Genomic DNA, 17576 nt, shown 5'->3' with positions numbered 1-17576 from the left:
TTTTGCTCTGTAGGGATGTGCCATCAGGCGATTCAGGTCGCGGATACCCAAACCCGTAGCGATACGCCGGAGTTTCGGCTCGTTCACTGAAAATTAAGAACATGCTGCTGGCCGCGGTGGCAGTGGCTTTGTTACTATCGGCTCACCTAAAGTCTCAATGGTGCATTACGTTGAAAATCAAAGCGTTGTTATTTATCGCCTTAGTCGGCCTCGCCGGCTGCAGCCAGGAGGGAGCGAAAGTGAGCCAACCCGTGAATAAAGACGGAGATCATACGGAAGTGTTGCTGGTTAACAGCGCGCTGGTAGATTGCATGGGCGTTGCCCCAATGAAATGCATGCAGGTTCGCCACTCTGTACAGGGGCAGTGGGAAATGTTTTACAGCCAGATCGAAGGTTTTACCTTCGAGCCCGGTTACCGCTACCGCCTGAAGGTTAAAGTGACCGAACTGGAAAACGTCCCGGCTGACGCTTCTTCACTGCGCTATACGCTGGTTGAGCAGTTGGAAAAGAACAAGGTCTGATAGCCGTATGCAGGTCAGGGCTGAATGTCCTGACCTGATAACCTCAAAGCGATAACCCAACGTCCGCCGCTACCTGCTCAATCTGATAGCGTGAAGTCCGCGCAAGCGCAGGCTCTTTTTCAACGTAATACGCATACGCAATCACGCCAATCGACAATGCCCAGGCCCGGCCACGCAGCCAGGTGGCTTTATCGGTATCCACGGCGCGTTTAAAATCCTCGCGGTTGTCCTGACTCAATAAATTCCACGCGACAATCAAATCCACCGCCGGATCGCCAATCGCCATACCGCCCCAGTCGATCACCGCTGCTAACTTACCTTCGTTAACCAGCAGGTTGCCCGGTTGGATATCGGTGTGGATCCAGCATGGGGCAGCGCTGTTCTCCTGTATCTGGCTAACGGTTTCCCATACGTGCAGCAGAATGTCCGTATCGAGATAGTCACCACATTGCGCTATCGCGTTGCGGGTGAGGGCGTCTCTGGCGCCAAGCGGGCCGCCACGATAGGAGGTCAGGCTCTTTTGCAACTCAGGCTCGGTAACAGGGATGGTATGCAGTGCGTGGACAAATTCCCCCAGCTGTTGCGCCAGCCCATGGCTGCCTTCGCCGCAAACCGGCATGTGCCCCTGGATCCAACGGCCTACGCACCAGTTGAAAGGGTAGCCTGCTTGCGGCTGACCTTGCGCCAGCGGAACGGGAACCGGGACCGGCAGATAACGGGATAGCAACGCCGGGTAACGGTTTTCCCGCTCAAGCGCCGCCGCTGCAGACGGCGTGCGCGGCAGACGAATATAGAGATCGTCGCCCAGCCGCAGCATCACGTTATCGGTACCGGCAATAGCGACCGGCGCTATCGCAAGCGTCGCCCACTGCGGAAACTGGTCGGCGAGCATGGAAGTCACCAGGTTGAGATCAATATCCACTTCGTCGGCGTGTAATTTGGCGATAAAACTCACGTGCGCACTTCCTTCAAGGTTGAGATTTAACGAGTGAGACTGGTCTGCTCACTGGGCTTGTTGCAAATCTGCCATGCACCCAGCTTAAGTATATTGATAAAATCAGGTATATTGTCCTTCGGTTTTTAGCTACCAAGAAAAAATTACTATGATTATCAAACCTAAAATTCGTGGTTTTATCTGCACTACCGCTCACCCGGCAGGTTGTGAAGCCAATGTCCGTGAGCAAATCGCCTATGTTAAATCACGTGGCGAACTGAAAAACGGGCCGAAAAAAGTGCTGGTGATCGGTGCTTCCACCGGTTACGGCCTGGCGTCACGTATCAATGCCGCCTTCGGCAGCGGTGCGGCCACTATCGGCGTATTTTTTGAAAAGCCGGGCAGCGAAGGCAAAACCGGTTCTGCCGGTTGGTATAACTCTGCCGGTTTTGACAAGGCAGCTAAAGAAGAAGGCCTGTACGCGAAAAGCGTTAACGGCGATGCGTTCTCCAACGAATGCCGCCAAACGGTCATTGACCTGATCAAACAGGATCTGGGCCAGATCGACATGGTGGTTTACTCACTGGCTTCGCCGGTGCGTAAAATGCCGGAAACCGGTGAAGTGGTGCGCTCTGCGCTGAAACCTATCGGCGAACCGTACAAATCCGTGGCGCTCGACACCAATAAAGACGTGCTGGTTGAAGCCGTGGTTGAACCGGCCAACGAGCAGGAAATTGCCGATACCGTCAAAGTGATGGGCGGCCAGGATTGGCAGCTGTGGATGGACGCACTGGAAGAAGCCGGCGTGCTGGCAGACAACGTGCAGGCAGTCGCTTACTCCTACATTGGTACCGATCTGACCTGGCCAATCTACTGGCACGGTACGCTGGGCAAAGCCAAAGAAGACCTGGATCGCGCGGCGCAGGCCATCGATCAGAAACTGAAGGCCAAAGGCGGCGCGGCTTACGTTGCCGTACTGAAGTCGGTAGTGACTCAGGCTTCCTCCGCTATCCCGGTCATGCCACTGTATATCTCTATCGTTTTCAAAATCATGAAAGCGCAGGGGATCCACGAAGGCTGTATCGAGCAGATCCAACGTCTGTTCGCCACCAAGCTGTACAGCGGCACCGCACCGGATACCGATGAGAAGCACCGTCTGCGTCTGGACGACTGGGAACTGCGCGACGACGTGCAGAATACCTGTCGTGAAATCTGGGCACAAATCGACGACAGCAACATCAACGAACTGACCGATTACCTGGGCTACAAGGCCGAGTTCCTGCGTCTGTTCGGTTTTGGTCTGCAAGGCGTTGATTACGAAGCCGACCTCAGCGGTGAAGTTAAGTTTGATGTGATTGAGCTGGTCTAAATCCATCGAGCATTGAGAAAAGGCCGGGTTTCCGGCCTTTTTTACGCCTGTCACCCAGCCGCTCATCAGTCCAGTTGATCGTTGACAGCAATAAGTTATCGTTTTACGATAACTTATTGCTGTTTTTAAGGATGAAATCGCTATGGGCGCTGCGCCACGGATCCACCTTCCGCTTTATGTACGTTGCTTGTGTTTGTTGATCATGACGATGCTGATTGTCAGCACCGGCGTGGAGATGTTTATGATTGTTCAGGGTTGGGTGCAGGGCGAGGCGTTCGACAGTATCGTGGCGTCCTACCGTGACTATTACCCAGAACTGAACGCCTATGCCGTTCCGCAGCAACGCTGGGCTTTAGTGGCCACCCTGTTGTTGGACATGTTCGCCTACGTGCCTTATTACAGCGCATTACTGTGCGGCGCCGGGTTGTTTTACCAGTTCTATCGCGGCAACGTTTGGCACCGCAACAATATGCTGCTGTTACAGATCATCGGTATCCTGCTGATTGTCGATGTGCTTTTCCCCTCGCTGGCCGGGATGTTGCAGGTGATGATACTGACGGCCAATGAAAAAATGCTGCTAATAATTTATTATGGTATCAACAGCGAATCGGTACGCTCGCTGATCGTAGGCTGCGCAATCCTGGTGTTTAGCCGGGTGTTCCTGGAAGCGTTGCGGCTGAATGAAGAACAGCTTTCTTTCGTGTGAGAATAGAGTGGCGATAATAGTAAGTCTTGATGTCATGTTGGCCAAAAGGAAGATGCGTTCAAAGGAACTGGCGGAACAGGTGGGGATCACCGAACAAAATCTGTCCCTGCTGAAGAACGGCAAGGTGAAGGGCGTCAGGCTGGAGACGTTAGATAAAATCTGCCGGATCCTCGATTGCCAGCCTGGCGATCTTCTGGCCTGGCAACCGGATAACCAAGGCTAGCGCGGTGGCGTGCTTTGCGCGCCATATCGTCAATATATTGATTAATTATTATCGTCGGTACTGTAAGCCTTTTTATTGTCAATTAAATCATTAGTCACCTTATTTAAAATTAATAAGGTCGTTTTGACGTTGCTCGCGTTTGAAGGGGGGTTATTAAACTAAAAAAAGTCATTTTTTATTTACCGTTGCTAATGATAGCGTTTATTTTAAAGGAGGATATATGAAATTTTACCAAGGGATCCCGGTATTGTTAATCATGCTAAGCGGTTGCAGCAATATTCAACCCGGTTTTTCGTCTTCAAGCCCTGGCTGGGAACAGCCAAAGCCGGCGACACGTGAGCAACGGCAGCGCATCAGCGCAGGAGAGTCGGCTTCTGCGGTGCTTAACGAGAGAGGGCCGAGTATCGGTGGAACCATCGATTGGTCAACATTGTGGGATCGCTAATTCACTAAATATATTTATCCTGCGAATTATAAACCCAATGGCACTCATTTAATTAAGGTTTACGCTTTGCCAGGTAATATGTTGTTCTTCTCGCGTTGTTTATCTTAACAGTAATAAGTGCTTTTCATTATTTAATGGGAATGAGCGCCATTATGGGCCTTATTACAGGAGTTTATTGTGGAAAAAGGCATCCCCGTTATTTTCATATGTCTATTGTTGCCCTGGTGCCAGCAGGCTGCCGCCGCGCGTTATGAGCGGGAGCATGAAGGCGTCTCTTCGGTGCTGTTTCGCAAGAAACTCAAAGAGGTGGCTCATGACTTCTGGGACGAGATGGGCAACGAGAAACAGCGACCTCTGATATCGACGCAAAGTGAAGACAATACGCTGGCTCAGCGTAAAGCCTGCAAAGGGCAGAGGGGCAAGGCTGCCGCCGCGAGTGAACCGCATCCATCAGCATTGCCGCGCGAAGAACAACTGCTGCTTATCAACGGTTGCTAGCCTCATGCACTAATGGAGTTTTTGCTTTTGAAATTGACCTCTTTGATGACAGCGGCACTCGCCCTGTTGGCGTCTTCTTGTTGCTATTCGTTTGTCGACAAGCACGCTCAGCGCGTCGGTTTCGAGACGGGGGAAAGCAGTGTGGATTACCGATTACGGTTTAACGGGCTGTTGCAACATCTGTGGTACGTAGAGCAAATACGTTCGGAACAGGCGCGTCTTGCCGTGATACGCCTTGAGCGCAAAACGCTGGAGTCCGCGATGTTGCCGCGTGTATGTCGGGCAACGCCTGTACCGCTGTTTTTAGTCGGGAAGAGCGCCATAGCCAGAAGATAGTTTTGTGAGTCAACAGGTGAATTTAATATCGGGAGTCTATCAGTGAAACGGATTTTTCTTGCCTGCGTGGCGCAGTGGTCTTGCTTCTCATTGCAGGCGTCGGTTGACTGGCAATACCATGCCGCACAGCCGCTGGATAACAAAATCTCTGAGGAGTACCAGCAAAAGCGCAGCGGGTTAAAACATAAAGTATGGAGTGCCGAGGGCGTGGCGTTGGCCAATGAGAAGGCGCTTGAATTGGAACGGCAACGCGCCGCCGCCGAGCAGGCGAACCGGCAGCAGCTTAAAACGCTGTATGGCGAGTACCACTACCCTTGTGGCAGGCGGAAACAAGAATACCGCAAATTGTGCAACCTGCCGCGCGGGATGACGGATTTTCCCGGGCACAAACGCCACCCTTAGTTCCCTGGCAACTGGCTTGGCATCTGCGCCAGCAGGATGTCGATCGCCGCCCGCGTTTTGGCCGGTAAATAACGGCTGTGAGGCCAGACGGCGTGGATTTCACTGGCAGCAGGCGAATTGCTGGTGTTACCGGTGGTGCATCTGTCCAACGTGGCGCGCCAAGAGGATTTTGTCGCCGCGCTGCGCACCTTTCTGCAAAGGTAGTGAGATTAAAAGAGTGGCCCCTGGACGCAATGATGCGTGATGAGCCCCCAGGGGGCATCGTCTAGCGGCAATACTCTTTCAGCATGGCGACCGCGTCCGGCTTTAACTGGTAAAGATAGACCGGTCTGCCGGTGGTGCCGTACAGGATGCGGGTGCCCAGAATGCCACTTTCCGCCAGATAGATAAGGTATTTACGGCAGGATACGCGCGAAATGCCGATAGCGTTGGCCAGGTTGTCGGTCGAAAACTCCCCATCGTGCTGCTGTTCGATCCATTCGCATACCGTACTCAGCGTAATGCTGGTTAACCCTTTCGGCAGTTTCTTGCCTTCGCTGCTGTTGGGCTGACGCCGCAGCAGGCTGTCGACATCGGCCTGTGAGAATTCGCGCTGTGCCAGGATCTGTGACTGCTGCTGGTAGTTGCTCAGCGCCTCTTTGAAACGGCCGAACTGGAAGGGTTTAATCAGATAATCCACCACGCCGTAGTGCAAGGCGCGTTGCACCGTGTCCACGTCGCTGGCGGAGGAAATGATAATGACGTCGGTTTTTTCACCCAATTCGCGCAGGCCAGGCAGCAGATCCAGACCATTCTCCTGCTGCATATAGATATCGAGCAGGACCAGATCGATACTGACATCGGTATCGGCCAGCAACTCGCGTGCCTGCGCCAGCGTAGCGACGGTGGCCTGACAGTGAAAGCCGCTTACCTGGCTGAGGTAGTATTTGTTCAACTCCGCTACCATCGGGTCGTCATCAATAATCAATACGTTAATCATGGGTCAGCCCTTGGCCTGATAGGGAATATGGACAAAGAACTGGGTCAGTACACCCGGTTCAGATTCAAAATCAATGCTGCCGCCCAGTTTTTCCAGGCTGCTGCGGATCAACGCCAGGCCGATACCGCGCCCCGGCCCTTTGGTGGACACACCCTGCTCAAAGATACGGGCGCCGAGAGCCGGATCGATGCCGGGGCCGTCGTCGCTGATTATACAGTGTAAGTGATTCTCATTGTGATGAAAGCTCAGGTTGATCTCGTGTCCCTCAACGCCGTCGATGGCGTCAATGGCGTTTTCAATCAGGTTGCCCAGCACGCTGATCAGCACATGGGTGGTTTCCGCGTCGTCGGTTTCCGGCAGCAGGCTGGTCTCATCGATGGTCAGCTCAATGCCGGCCTCATGGGCGCGGCTGATTTTGCCGATAAAGAAGCCGGCGACCTCTGGCGACTGTATTTTGCGTAGCAGCGCGCCGATCTCTTCCTGGTAGTTACTGGCAGTGTTGATGATGTAGTTTTCCAACTGCTGGTAAGCCTTCATATGCAGCATGCCGAGGATTACGTGCAGTTTGTTCATAAACTCGTGCGACTGTACGCGCAATGCGTCGGCGTAGTGGGCCATACCGCTCAGGCGCTGCACCAACTGGCTGATTTCGGTTTTATCGCGGAAGGTGGCGATGGCGCCAATCACCTGGCCCTTGACGATCACCGGCACGGTATTGGTCAAAAGCTCGCTGCCGTTAAAACTGATCTGCTGGTCGCGTAACGGTTTGCCGCTGGCCAAAACTTCCGCCAGATGCAGTTGGGCCGGCCAGTACTTACTGGCGGACTCCAGCAGCAGATTTTCGAAGGGGCCACTTTGGCGCAGCAGGCGTTTCGCCTCGTCGTTAACAATGGTGATACGTGACTGGTTATCGACCGCGATGACGCCTTCTTTAATCGATTGCAGCATGGCGTTGCGCTGTTCAAACAGGTTGGAGATTTCGTAGGGTTCAAAACCGAGCATGATGCGCTTAAGCGCTTTCACCAGGAAGAAGGTACCCAGCGTGCCGACCAGCGCGGCGAACGCGAGGGTTAAATAGATAATCCAGCGGCTTTCGGCCACCACCCGGTGGACGGTATCGAGAGCGATGCCCAGCGCCACTACCCCTATCTGTCGGCGCTCGCTGTCGTAGACCGGTGCAAAGACGCGCAGTGAAGGCGCCAGCGCGCCACGGTTGATGGCGCTGTTGGTTTTCCCGTGCAGGGCCGGTTCTAAATCGTCGCCGATAAAATGCTTGCCGATCAGCCAGGGTTTAGGGTGCGAGTAGCGGATGCCTTTCATGTCCACCACGGTGACGAACAGCAGCTCGTTTTGATGTCTCACCTGCTCGGCGAAGCGCTGGATCGCACCACTGTGATCTTCCCGCTGCAGGCCGTCAACGACGTTACCGGAAAGCGCCACCGTTTCGGCAATTGCCATCGCCTTCTGACGCTGCTGATCTTGCCCCTCGTGACTCATCTGCACAAAAAACAGCGCGTACACCACCAGCAGCACCGAAGCAATAATGGCAGACACCATCAGCGTGAGGGTGGTGCTGAGTTTCAGCGGTATCCGTTGTTTGGGCATGGCGGTTCTCCGAATGGGCGTATCAGGATTTTAGCGGGGAATGGGGCGCGGGGCAGCGACCGGCAGCAGGTTATAACATGCTGCCGCCGGGGGAGGGATTATTTTAATTACAAAAGCCGGGATCAGGGTTGATGATAGATTTCCAGCCCTTGTTGGCCGCTGGCTCCCTGATGGATGATCGCCATCAGCGCGCGCACCACTTTTGACGGATTATCGTGTTGATACACATTGCGGCCATACACCATGCCGGATGCGCCCTGTGCCATCAGCGCCGCAGATTTCTCCAGCACCGCGCCCAGTTCACCTTTACCGCCGCCGCGGACCAGCGTTGGGCAACGCGCCGCTTCAACAATGCGATGGAAGTCTTCCACCCGTTCGGTAGGGTCGGCTTTGATGATGTCGGCGCCCAGCTCACGCGCCAATCGCACCAGCGGCACCATTTTTTCGACGTCGCCCAATGAGCCGTAAGCCGACCCTTGACCGGCCGGCGCCATAACCAGCGGTTCGACCATCAGCGGCATGCCATAGCGATCGCAGGCATGGCGCAGGCGACCGATGTTTTCCACGCACTGGCGGAAAATGCCCGGTTCATCGGGGATCAGGTACAGATTCACCACCACGGCCGCGGCATCCATCTGCAGCGCGGCGAGGATCGGCGCTTCCGGATTATGCAACACCGCCCACATTTCACGGTGACGCGCGGCGTTATAAGCGTTGCCGACGTCGGTACGCATCACCAGGGCCGGTTTATCGCGTTGCGTCGAGCATTGCAGCAAATCCGCCTGGCCGTAGTTCACCTGAATGGCGTCGGGGCGGGCGACGATCAGGCTATTCATGACCCGTTCAATATCTTCCAGACCGATTAAAAAATCCGGTTCATTGGCAATGCCGTGATCAATCGCCACGTCGAGGCACTTGCCGTTATTGAATAGCCGGTTCATCCGTACCTTACTGCTGAGCTGCATGTCAGATCCTCCTGAAAACACATGTCCATTCAGTATTGTCGAGTAAACCGCGGGATGAAACCGTGGATCCACAAACTGCGCGCTCGCTCGCATATTTACTCAGAGAACCCCTCGCGTTTTTTCATCGCGGCAGATCGTTTCTCGTCGCTGAACGCACTAAAGGAACGCGTACGCTGATGGCTTTTGCGCCATTTGTTAGATCCGTGTCATGTTTTTGTTACTTGGTTATTCCAAAACGCATGTTTCGCTTGTTTGGGTTAAAAAGTTTCAATAATCTCAATTTTGAAATAAACATTTGAAAGTTACGATATGACGTAACGAGTTAGGCAAGAGTTTTATTTCAATTGATTGTTTTTAATCTGTTTTGAGACATTGATCAAAATTTCACACACTGCCAGAAGATGGAAGAAAAGCGGTAAATCTGCCGTATCAAAGGGATATCACCGACCGGATTGTTGTTTGAATGTAAAAAATATTTTTCATTAGCTGTCAAATCAACAGGCCTCTTCACTCTAACGATTAAAGGGTACAGAACATGAAGCTGAAGAAACTGATCGTCACCTCGGTATTGATGTGCATGCTGCCGGCCAGCGTATTGGCAAAAGACATCAAAATCGGCGTTTCAATGGCTTATTTCGATGACAATTTCCTCACCATCCTACGCCAGTCCATGCAGAGCAAAATGAAACAGGACGGCAACGTCAGCGGTCAATTTGAAGATGCCAAAGGGGACATCGCCCAGCAGATCCAACAGATTGAGAACTTCGTCAGCCAGGGCGTCGACGCCATTATCCTCAACCCGGTCGATACCCAGGGCGTGAAGCCGATGATCAAACTGGCGGAAAGCGCCAAGATCCCGCTGGTGTTCGTTAACCGCCGTCCGGAAGTGACGCTGCCTGCGGGCATGGCCTACGTAGGCTCAGATTCCAAACTGGCCGGTAAGCTGCAGATGGAAGAGTTGGCCAAGCTGATGAACGGCAAGGGCAACGTGATGATCCTGATGGGCGAACTGTCCAATGAAGCGACCCGCGACCGCACCCGCGGCGTGGAAGAGGTGGCGGCCAAGTATCCCGGCATCAAAATTCTCGACAAGCAAACTGCCAAGTGGGGCCGTAAAGAAGCCGTCGACATTACCACCGACTGGGTGCTGACCGGTCAGCAGATTGATGCCATCGCCTCCAACAATGACGAAATGGCCATTGGTGCGATCCTGGCGCTGAAACAGGCGAAGAAGAGCGGCGTGCTGGTGGCCGGCGTGGATGGGACTCCGGACGCGCTGGAATTCATCAAGAAGGGCGATCTGGCATTGAGCGTATTCCAGGATGCTAAAGGCCAGGGCGAAGGCGCGGTGCAAACTGCCATTCAGCTGGTTAAAGGCGAGAAGGTGGAAAGCAACGTCCTGATCCCTTATCAGCTGATCACCAAGGCCAATTATCAGGAATTTGCCGACAAGAACAGAAAATAAGCGTTAAAGCAGCGCGGTTATATCCATTGCCGTATTTATCCGACACTCGACGGTAAATACGGCAGGGATGCATTGACGAACGGCGGAGGTTATCAGTATGTATCCTTATGTTCTTGAGGCTGAAGGCATCAGTAAGCAGTTTCCCGGCGTGAAGGCGCTGGATAAGGTCTCAATTAAAATCAAACCAGGCAGCGTGCACGCTTTAATGGGCGAAAACGGCGCGGGAAAATCCACGCTGATGAAATGTTTAATCGGTATTTATCACCCCGATGAAGGCACCATTAAAATAAAAGGCCAACCGGTGACCTTCAGCGACACGTTGCAGGCGCTGCATTCGGGCATTTCCATGATTCACCAGGAACTCAACCTGGTGCCTTATATGACGGTGGCGGAAAATATCTGGCTGGGGCGTGAGCCGGCGAAGCTGGGCTTCGTAAACCATGACCAACTGAACAAGAAAACCCGCGAGCTGCTGGCGCGGCTGAACATCAAACTCAAGCCGGAAACGCTGGTGGGTGAACTGAGTATCGCCAGCCAACAAATGGTGGAGATCGCCAAGGCGGTGTCCTACAACGCGGACGTCCTGATCATGGACGAACCCACCTCGGCCCTGACCGAAGGCGAGGTGGTGCATCTGTTTGCCATCATTCGTGAGCTGCGTGAGCAGGGCAAAGGCATTATCTATATCAGCCACAAGATGGACGAGATTTTTGCCATCACCGACGAGGTGAGCATCTTCCGCGACGGCACCTTTATTGCCAGCGATAAAACCGAAAACCTGACCAAACAGTCGCTGATCACCATGATGGTAGGGCGCGAACTGACCCAGATGTTCCCTAAATTCAACAACAATATCGGCGAGGAAGTGCTGCGGGTGGAAGGACTGCGGCGTTCGGACTGGTTCCACGATGTCTCGTTCAGCGTGAAACGGGGCGAGATCCTCGGCGTCGCCGGGCTGGTGGGGGCCGGCCGCAGCGAAGTAATGGAAAGCCTGTTCGGCATGCACCCGGCGGACGGTGGCAGCATTTTTATCGAGGGCAAAGCGGCAAAGGTCGATTCACCCTCAAAAGCTATTGAACTCGGCCTGGCGTTCCTCACCGAAGATCGCAAAAAATCCGGGCTGTTTTTGGTGCTGTCGGTGGTTGAGAACATGAGCATCGTCAACCTGTCGGAGTACATCGGCAAGAACGGGTTTGTCAGCCATGTGCAAATGGCCAAAGACTGCATGGAGCAGATCAAAAAGCTCAACATCAAAACCCCGACCATGGACCAAATCATCAATAACCTCAGCGGCGGTAATCAGCAGAAGGTGCTTATTGCCCGCTGGCTGCTGGCCCAGCCCAAAATATTGATCCTCGATGAGCCAACGCGTGGCATCGACGTCGGGGCCAAGGCGGAGATCTATCGCCTGATCAGCGAGCTGGCGAACCGCGGCGTCGCCATTATTTTGGTGTCATCGGAATTACCGGAAATTCTCGGCATGAGCGACCGGGTGATGGTGATGCACGGCGGCCGTATTACCGGCATTTTGGATAAAGAAGAAGCGGATCAGGAAAAAATCCTGGCGCTGGCCTCTGAATAACGCAAAGGTGAACCACCATGAGTAATGTAAAAATTGAGAAGCCGCTTGCGGGTAAAGCGCCCCTGTTCTCTGGCCTGAGCGGCAAAATGCCGAAAGATACCGGCATCTTTATCGTGATGATCGGCATCGCGCTGGTCTTTGAAATCCTCGGCTGGTACATCCGCGATCAGTCATTCCTGATGAACCCTAACCGGCTGCTGCTGATCGTGTTGCAGGTAGCGATTATCGGCATCATCGCGGTGGGCGTGACCCAGGTCATTATCACCACCGGTATCGATCTCTCTTCCGGCTCGCTGATTGCGTTGACGGCGGTGGTGGCGGCCAGCCTGGCGCAAACTTCAGACAGCATTTCGCCGATGTATCCAGCGCTCCTCGATCTGCCGGCGGCGATCCCGATCGGCGCAGGGATCGGGGTAGGTATTGTTTGTGGGTTTATCAACGGCTTCCTGATCACCCGTACCGGCATTCCACCGTTTATCGCCACTCTGGGCATGATGGTGTCGGCACGTGGCCTGGCGCAGTATTACACCCAGGGTAACCCGGTCAGCTTCTTGTCCGACGGCTTCACCTCAATCGGCCAGGGCGCGATGCCGGTGATCATCTTCCTGGTGATTGCGGTGATCTTCCACATCGCGTTGAAGCATACCCGCTACGGCAAATACATCTACGCCATCGGCGGCAACATGACCTCCGCCAGAGTTTCCGGTATCAACGTCAATAAATACCTGGTGACGGTCTATACCATCGCCGGCGGTCTGGCCGGACTGGCGGGCGTGGTCCTGGCGGCGCGCGTCAGCAGCGGCCAGTCGAGCATGGGGATGTCCTACGAGCTGGATGCGATTGCTGCCGCGGTCATTGGTGGTAGCAGCCTGATGGGGGGCGTTGGGCGCATTACCGGCACGCTGATCGGTGCGGTGATCCTCGGGCTGATTAAAAGCGGATTCACCTTTATCGGCGTGGACTCCTATATTCAGGACATTATCAAAGGCGTGATTATCGTCGCCGCGGTGTCTATCGACATGCACCGTAACCGCAAAAAACACTGATTGCCGTAAATCTCCGCCGGTGCGACTTGCCCGGCGGTTTTTTTTACCTCAGGGGAATCACCATGAAATACCTAAAAAGAATCGTGCTGGTGGCGGCGCTTAGCTGTTCCACCTCGGTACTGGCGGAAACTATCGGCGTGTCGATGGCCTATTTTGACCAGAATTTCCTCACCATCATCCGCCATTCGATCGACAAAGAGGCCAAGGCGCGCGGTATTACCGTGCAGTTCGAAGATGCCCGTGGTGACGTTGGTCGCCAGACCGATCAGGTGCAGAGCTTTATCAGCGCCGGGGTGGACGCGATTATCGTCGACCCGGTCAACTCGGCGGGCACGCCTGCGATCACCAAGTTGGTGACCAGGGCGGGTATTCCGCTGGTGTATGTGAATCGTACGCCGGGCGACAGCACGCTGCCGTCCGGCGTGGTGTTTGTCGGCTCCGACGAGAAGCAGTCCGGCACCTTGCAGATGGAAGAGCTGGCGCGCCTGGCGAATTACCAGGGCAACGTAGCCATCATGATCGGTAACCTGACCGATGCCGGTGCACTGCAACGCACCAAAGACGTGGAGCAGGTGGTGGCGAAGTACCCGAAAATGAAAGTGGTGCAGAAGCAAAGTGCCAACTACTCACGCAGCGAGGGTATGGATCTGATGCTGAACTGGGTAACCAACGGCGAGTCCATTGATATCGTCGCGGCCAACAACGACGAGATGGCGATTGGCGCGATCATGGCATTGCAACAGGCCGGTAAAAAGGACAACAAAGTGCTAATCGGCGGAATCGACGCCACCCCGGACGGCCTGAAAGCATTATCTTCCGGCAAGATGCAGGTCACGGTCTTCCAGGACGCCGTCGGCCAGGGCAAGGCCTCGGTCGACGTGGCTCAGCGGATGATCAAGGGCGAAAAGCTGGAACCCTATTATTGGATCCCATTTGAACTGGTGACGCCGGCCAATATGCAAAAATACGCGGCAAAGTAACAGACTGTACCCACATTGAAAGGACACTGCTTAGGCAGTGTTTTTTTTGCAGTTCGGTTGTGTCAGCGCTTGGCAGATTTTGCAATTAACTGGATTTATATACAGTTAATTGGCGGCAATCATGCCGTCACCTGGAGATGTACCATGACTGACACCTGCATAGATATCGTTGCTCTGGCCCAAAAAACGGCACCGACTGGCACCTTGATGGAGGTTGCTGCCTTCGATGCCGCGCGATTGAATAAACAAATCCGTAGTACCCTCGGGGGCGGCATATTTGTTTCGATCCCGGCCAGTGGAATTACCCTTGATGGCTGTATCTACGTTACTCAACCTGCAAGTTCACCCTATTGTTGGATGCGGAAGCTTGACGCAGATTCAGTATTAAATCCGGAAATGTTCGGCGCAGTGGGAGATGGAACCAACAATGATTACCTGGCGGTAAAACGCATGTTCAGTTACGCCGCTAGCGTTGCCAGCGCGCAGACGCCGCAAAAAATGATCCTCGAGGGGCGTTACCGTTTGGCTGATGTCGATGCTAATACCCCCTTTGTGACACTAGATGCTCCGGGTTTTAGCACTATTGTCGGCGGTGGGCAGCTTTATCTGGATAGTGATAAAACCAACTTAACCATGGTGCAGTTTGTTAATAAGAGCGATTTCGTAATCAACGGTCTGACGTTAACCCGTAAAGGAAGTGATCCGACTCGCCTGTGGTCAAAACAGGCCACTGCGTTATTTATTGATGGTGGCCAGCGTTTCCGATTGTCCGAACTCGATCTGTTTATGCACACCGATGCCATCAGCATCAGGCAGTCGGAAAGTTTTGAGGTTTATCGCAATAAGTGCCATGAACTGGGTGAGGAAGGCATTGCGGTGCGTGGCAGTCGTCGCTGGGTATTGAGAGATAACGAAATTTATCACCATAACGGCGATGGCATTTTGCTGAAGACCTCTTCGACCCCGAGCTTTGACGGCAAGATCCTCAATAATCGGCTGTACGACGCTATTGGTGCGCCAGATACTGCCCAAGGGCACCGTGGCGGTGGGATTACCCTCAATGATGAGAATGGCGGTTCAACGACTTTCTTCCAGAATTTGCTGGTTCAGGGCAATTCGCTTACCAACCTCTCATACGGTATCGCATTCACAAATATTGAAGATTGGGAGGTGGCGGATAACTTTGTCGATGTTATCGATCGTTTCGGCATTATCGTCGACAGTGAGCTCAGTAATAACCCGCAAAAGAACCCGATCCAACGCAGTAAATGTATTGGAAACACGGTGCGAAACACGGTTCAGAATGGCATCAGCTTCACTACGCTGAATGACATTAAAGTTCAGTATGCGCTTATCGCCAACAATCAGGTGGACACTTGTGGCACCAGTCCAACGGCCGAGTTTCCTGGTATTTCCGCGACCAACGCTACAATTAGCGGTAATCGAGTACTCAACTGCAAGGTGGGGCTTTCTGCCAATGGGTGCGTGACCAGCGGTAACATCTTTGAAGGATCGACGTTCACCAATGCCGGTTCTGGCAGCAATTACATTAAATTAGGGTCGGGTGGTAGTTTTGTTGGAAACCGGGTAACCGACACCAACCAGGGGCACATCCGCCTGTCTAATCCTGGCTGCTTCGTGTTTGCGGATAATATTGTGCAACTTAACTCTTCTTTTGCCGGGTTGTATTTCATGGGGACTGATTTTGGACCCAACACCCTGATCGGTAAAAACGTGTTTGATACCGCTTTTGTTCCGGTAACCAAATTCGAAATTGGTGCCGCCAGCATTCGTCGTATTCAGATGGACTCATCGGCTTATGGACGTCGCGAATTTCGTTATGATGGTCAAACCCCGACGGATATTGACGCTCGAGCTGGAGACGAAGTGTATAACTTTAGAGCCGTGCCGGGACTGGCGCGTAAATACAGTTACGTTACGGTGGGGGAGAGTTCGGCTTGGGTAGCGGGGGATTTTGTCGATATTGTTGTCTCGTCGACGTCTCAGGATGTGACATTGGCACCGGGGGCGAGCATGGATATTGATGCGCAACTGGCGGCGGTACTGCCAACCTTTGTCGCTAATGGCGTGAAGTTCAACCAGAATCCAAAACGAGTGAAAAGTACGGTATGTGTCAGTGAGGCAGGTACGGTGACTTTTACGTTGATCAATCCGACGGCTACTGTGGTAACCCTCCCGGGCTTGATATTGACTACACGCTGCAATAACGCAGTCTAAACCTTTAGGCGCTGTTTGCCGCGTCATCATATAGCCAGCAGCGTATGAGTTGCTGCTGGCTATATTCGTCTGTCGCAAGGGGTTTGGTCTATCAAAGCGCAGCAAGATGTTGTCGCACGATCTCGCGGCCGATCTCCAGTGAGGCGGTCGCCGCCGGGGAGGGCGCATTGCAGACGTGCAGCGAGCGGCGGCCCTTCACAAAATGAAAATCATCCACCAGTTTGCCGTCGGCGGTCAGCGCCTGGGCACGAACCCCGGCCGGGCCGGGCCGGATATCTTCCGGTTGCAGCTCGGGGATAAGCTGGCGTGCGTTTTCGGTAAACAGTTTGCGTGACAGGGAGCGTCGAACTTCTGCCAGCCCTTCGCCAAGATAATTGCCGGCGATTTTCCAGAATCCTCGATAGCCAAGTACCTCGCTCAGATCCTGCAGGCTGAAATCGCATTTGCGGTAACCTTCACGTTTGAATGCCAGCACCGCATTGGGGCCAACGTCGCGCTTGCCGTTGTACATACGGGTAAAATGCACGCCGAGGAAAGGGAAATCCGGGTTCGGTACCGGGTAAATCAGGTGGTTCACCAGATAGTTTTTTTCGTCGTTCAGCACAAAGTATTCACCCCGGAACGGCACTATTTTCATCCCGGTCTGATAGCCGGCCAGGGCGGCGATGCGGTCACTGAACAGGCCGGCGCAGTTAACCAGCCACTTGCCCTGATATTCTGCGCGAGGGGTGTGCACGCTGACGCCGTCACTGCTTTCAATGATGCCCTCAACCTGTTGTCCATAGTGGATCTCGCCGCCGCGTTGCTGGATCACTTCCGCCAGCTTTGCCGCCACCTGGCTGTAGTTGACGATACCGGCATCGGGCACCAGCAGTGCCTCAATACCGTTGACGTGCGGCTCACGCTCCTTTAACTGTGCCTGCGACAATCGGCTGACCGCCAGCCCGTTCTGTCGCCCGCGCTGGTAGATATTCTCCAGTAAAGCCAGCTCCTTCAATTGGGTGGCCACAATCACTTTGCCGCATTGATCCTGATAGAGGTCATGCTCGCGGCAGAAGGCGAACATGCTTTGGTTGCCCAGTTTTGCCAGCCGCGCCTTCAGGCTGCCGGGTGTGTAGTAAATGCCGGAATGCACTACGTTGCTGTTATGGCCACTTTGGTGGGCCGCCGGGCCATTTTCTTTTTCCAGGATCAGGATGCGCAGCATGGGGTTCGTTTCCTGCAGCGCGTTGGCGACGCCCAACCCCACCAGACCTGCGCCGATAATGATCACGTCATGCAT

The 17576-nt window shown here is 53.8% G+C and carries 19 protein-coding genes; 13 read left to right on the top strand and 6 right to left on the bottom strand.

Annotated elements, in window-relative coordinates:
- The first annotated feature begins 170 nt into the window (after positions 1 to 170).
- On the top strand, positions 171 to 521 hold the full coding sequence (locus tag ACMGG1_RS14405) for a DUF4377 domain-containing protein (RefSeq protein ID WP_041415315.1): 351 nt from the start codon (positions 171 to 173) through the stop codon (positions 519 to 521).
- 43 nt (positions 522 to 564) lie between these two features.
- Here ACMGG1_RS14405 and ACMGG1_RS14400 read toward each other — a convergent pair whose 3' ends face one another.
- Positions 565 to 1476 (bottom strand): aminoglycoside phosphotransferase family protein, encoded by a 912-nt coding sequence (locus ACMGG1_RS14400; protein ID WP_262244346.1) that lies wholly within the window; start codon positions 1474 to 1476, stop codon positions 565 to 567.
- A gap of 148 nt (positions 1477 to 1624) precedes the next feature.
- Between ACMGG1_RS14400 and fabV the strand changes: the two genes are divergently transcribed.
- The 7 genes from fabV to ACMGG1_RS14365 all read left to right on the top strand — a co-directional run bounded on the left by fabV (position 1625) and on the right by ACMGG1_RS14365 (position 5434).
- Positions 1625 to 2824, top strand: coding sequence for an enoyl-ACP reductase FabV (gene fabV / locus ACMGG1_RS14395; protein WP_020826387.1), 1200 nt, complete (start codon positions 1625 to 1627; stop codon positions 2822 to 2824).
- 142 nt (positions 2825 to 2966) lie between these two features.
- Positions 2967 to 3530 carry a DUF2975 domain-containing protein gene (locus tag ACMGG1_RS14390; RefSeq protein WP_046373855.1) on the top strand — a complete coding sequence of 188 codons (564 nt, stop codon included), beginning with the start codon at positions 2967 to 2969 and terminating at the stop codon, positions 3528 to 3530.
- A 7-nt stretch (positions 3531 to 3537) separates the two neighbouring features.
- Positions 3538 to 3753 carry a helix-turn-helix domain-containing protein gene (locus ACMGG1_RS14385; protein WP_128864264.1) on the top strand — a complete coding sequence of 72 codons (216 nt, stop codon included), beginning with the start codon at positions 3538 to 3540 and terminating at the stop codon, positions 3751 to 3753.
- A gap of 220 nt (positions 3754 to 3973) precedes the next feature.
- On the top strand, positions 3974 to 4198 hold the full coding sequence (locus ACMGG1_RS14380) for a hypothetical protein (RefSeq protein ID WP_122078620.1): 225 nt from the start codon (positions 3974 to 3976) through the stop codon (positions 4196 to 4198).
- Between the two features lie 177 nt (positions 4199 to 4375).
- Positions 4376 to 4696, top strand: a complete 321-nt coding sequence (locus ACMGG1_RS14375) for a hypothetical protein (RefSeq protein WP_122078622.1) — start codon at positions 4376 to 4378, stop codon at positions 4694 to 4696.
- 27 nt (positions 4697 to 4723) lie between these two features.
- On the top strand, positions 4724 to 5032 hold the full coding sequence (locus ACMGG1_RS14370) for a hypothetical protein (protein ID WP_414160777.1): 309 nt from the start codon (positions 4724 to 4726) through the stop codon (positions 5030 to 5032).
- A gap of 42 nt (positions 5033 to 5074) precedes the next feature.
- Entirely contained in the window at positions 5075 to 5434 is a 360-nt protein-coding gene (locus ACMGG1_RS14365; RefSeq protein WP_142815420.1) for a hypothetical protein, read from the top strand.
- Here ACMGG1_RS14365 and ACMGG1_RS14360 read toward each other — a convergent pair.
- The 4 genes from ACMGG1_RS14360 to ACMGG1_RS14345 all read right to left on the bottom strand — a co-directional run bounded on the left by ACMGG1_RS14360 (position 5431) and on the right by ACMGG1_RS14345 (position 8983).
- The gene (locus ACMGG1_RS14360; protein ID WP_236591356.1) at positions 5431 to 5583 is read right to left on the bottom strand and encodes a hypothetical protein; all 153 of its coding nucleotides are present in this window, start codon (positions 5581 to 5583) and stop codon (positions 5431 to 5433) included. The two genes, ACMGG1_RS14365 and ACMGG1_RS14360, sit on opposite strands and share 4 nt — an antisense overlap.
- A gap of 116 nt (positions 5584 to 5699) precedes the next feature.
- Positions 5700 to 6413 (bottom strand): two-component system response regulator DcuR, encoded by a 714-nt coding sequence (dcuR, locus tag ACMGG1_RS14355; protein WP_048760591.1) that lies wholly within the window; start codon positions 6411 to 6413, stop codon positions 5700 to 5702.
- Between the two features lie 3 nt (positions 6414 to 6416).
- Complete coding sequence (locus tag ACMGG1_RS14350) at positions 6417 to 8018, bottom strand: sensor histidine kinase (RefSeq protein WP_130015556.1); 1602 nt, start codon at positions 8016 to 8018, stop codon at positions 6417 to 6419.
- 122 nt (positions 8019 to 8140) lie between these two features.
- Positions 8141 to 8983, bottom strand: a complete 843-nt coding sequence (locus tag ACMGG1_RS14345; protein ID WP_020826396.1) for a class I fructose-bisphosphate aldolase — start codon at positions 8981 to 8983, stop codon at positions 8141 to 8143.
- 535 nt (positions 8984 to 9518) lie between these two features.
- Between ACMGG1_RS14345 and ACMGG1_RS14340 the strand changes: the two genes are divergently transcribed.
- From ACMGG1_RS14340 to ACMGG1_RS14320, 5 genes are all read left to right on the top strand, one after another.
- Positions 9519 to 10448, top strand: coding sequence for a sugar ABC transporter substrate-binding protein (locus tag ACMGG1_RS14340; protein ID WP_020826397.1), 930 nt, complete (start codon positions 9519 to 9521; stop codon positions 10446 to 10448).
- Between the two features lie 97 nt (positions 10449 to 10545).
- Positions 10546 to 12030 (top strand): sugar ABC transporter ATP-binding protein, encoded by a 1485-nt coding sequence (locus ACMGG1_RS14335; protein ID WP_020826398.1) that lies wholly within the window; start codon positions 10546 to 10548, stop codon positions 12028 to 12030.
- Between the two features lie 17 nt (positions 12031 to 12047).
- Positions 12048 to 13076, top strand: coding sequence for an ABC transporter permease (locus ACMGG1_RS14330; RefSeq protein ID WP_020826399.1), 1029 nt, complete (start codon positions 12048 to 12050; stop codon positions 13074 to 13076).
- A 62-nt stretch (positions 13077 to 13138) separates the two neighbouring features.
- On the top strand, positions 13139 to 14056 hold the full coding sequence (locus ACMGG1_RS14325; protein ID WP_020826400.1) for a sugar ABC transporter substrate-binding protein: 918 nt from the start codon (positions 13139 to 13141) through the stop codon (positions 14054 to 14056).
- Between the two features lie 144 nt (positions 14057 to 14200).
- Complete coding sequence (locus tag ACMGG1_RS14320) at positions 14201 to 16294, top strand: right-handed parallel beta-helix repeat-containing protein (RefSeq protein ID WP_217331085.1); 2094 nt, start codon at positions 14201 to 14203, stop codon at positions 16292 to 16294.
- A gap of 91 nt (positions 16295 to 16385) precedes the next feature.
- Here the strand turns inward: ACMGG1_RS14320 and lhgO are convergent, their stop codons facing one another.
- Positions 16386 to 17576, bottom strand: coding sequence for an L-2-hydroxyglutarate oxidase (gene lhgO, locus ACMGG1_RS14315; protein WP_404780305.1), 1191 nt, complete (start codon positions 17574 to 17576; stop codon positions 16386 to 16388).

It is taken from the genome of Serratia sp. BNK-12 (genome assembly GCF_047456085.1).
Taxonomy (GTDB): Bacteria; Pseudomonadota; Gammaproteobacteria; order Enterobacterales; family Enterobacteriaceae; genus Serratia; species Serratia liquefaciens.
The sequence above is the reverse complement of the archived record's forward strand: the minus strand, read 5'-3'. Positions and strand labels throughout refer to the sequence as shown.

What these genes read in the sequence shown, in the direction of transcription:
- fabV (WP_020826387.1), top strand. Translation starts at nt 1,625, where the DNA reads ATGATTATCAAACCTAAAATTCGTGGTTTTATCTGCACTACCGCTCAC.
- ACMGG1_RS14390 (WP_046373855.1), top strand. Translation starts at nt 2,967, where the DNA reads ATGGGCGCTGCGCCACGGATCCACCTTCCGCTTTATGTACGTTGCTTG.
- ACMGG1_RS14380 (WP_122078620.1), top strand. Translation starts at nt 3,974, where the DNA reads ATGAAATTTTACCAAGGGATCCCGGTATTGTTAATCATGCTAAGCGGT.
- dcuR (WP_048760591.1), bottom strand. Translation starts at nt 6,413, where the DNA reads ATGATTAACGTATTGATTATTGATGACGACCCGATGGTAGCGGAGTTG.
- ACMGG1_RS14350 (WP_130015556.1), bottom strand. Translation starts at nt 8,018, where the DNA reads ATGCCCAAACAACGGATACCGCTGAAACTCAGCACCACCCTCACGCTG.
- ACMGG1_RS14345 (WP_020826396.1), bottom strand. Translation starts at nt 8,983, where the DNA reads ATGCAGCTCAGCAGTAAGGTACGGATGAACCGGCTATTCAATAACGGC.
- ACMGG1_RS14340 (WP_020826397.1), top strand. Translation starts at nt 9,519, where the DNA reads ATGAAGCTGAAGAAACTGATCGTCACCTCGGTATTGATGTGCATGCTG.
- ACMGG1_RS14335 (WP_020826398.1), top strand. Translation starts at nt 10,546, where the DNA reads ATGTATCCTTATGTTCTTGAGGCTGAAGGCATCAGTAAGCAGTTTCCC.
- ACMGG1_RS14330 (WP_020826399.1), top strand. Translation starts at nt 12,048, where the DNA reads ATGAGTAATGTAAAAATTGAGAAGCCGCTTGCGGGTAAAGCGCCCCTG.
- ACMGG1_RS14325 (WP_020826400.1), top strand. Translation starts at nt 13,139, where the DNA reads ATGAAATACCTAAAAAGAATCGTGCTGGTGGCGGCGCTTAGCTGTTCC.
- ACMGG1_RS14320 (WP_217331085.1), top strand. Translation starts at nt 14,201, where the DNA reads ATGACTGACACCTGCATAGATATCGTTGCTCTGGCCCAAAAAACGGCA.
- lhgO (WP_404780305.1), bottom strand. Translation starts at nt 17,576, where the DNA reads ATGCATGACGTGATCATTATCGGCGCAGGTCTGGTGGGGTTGGGCGTC.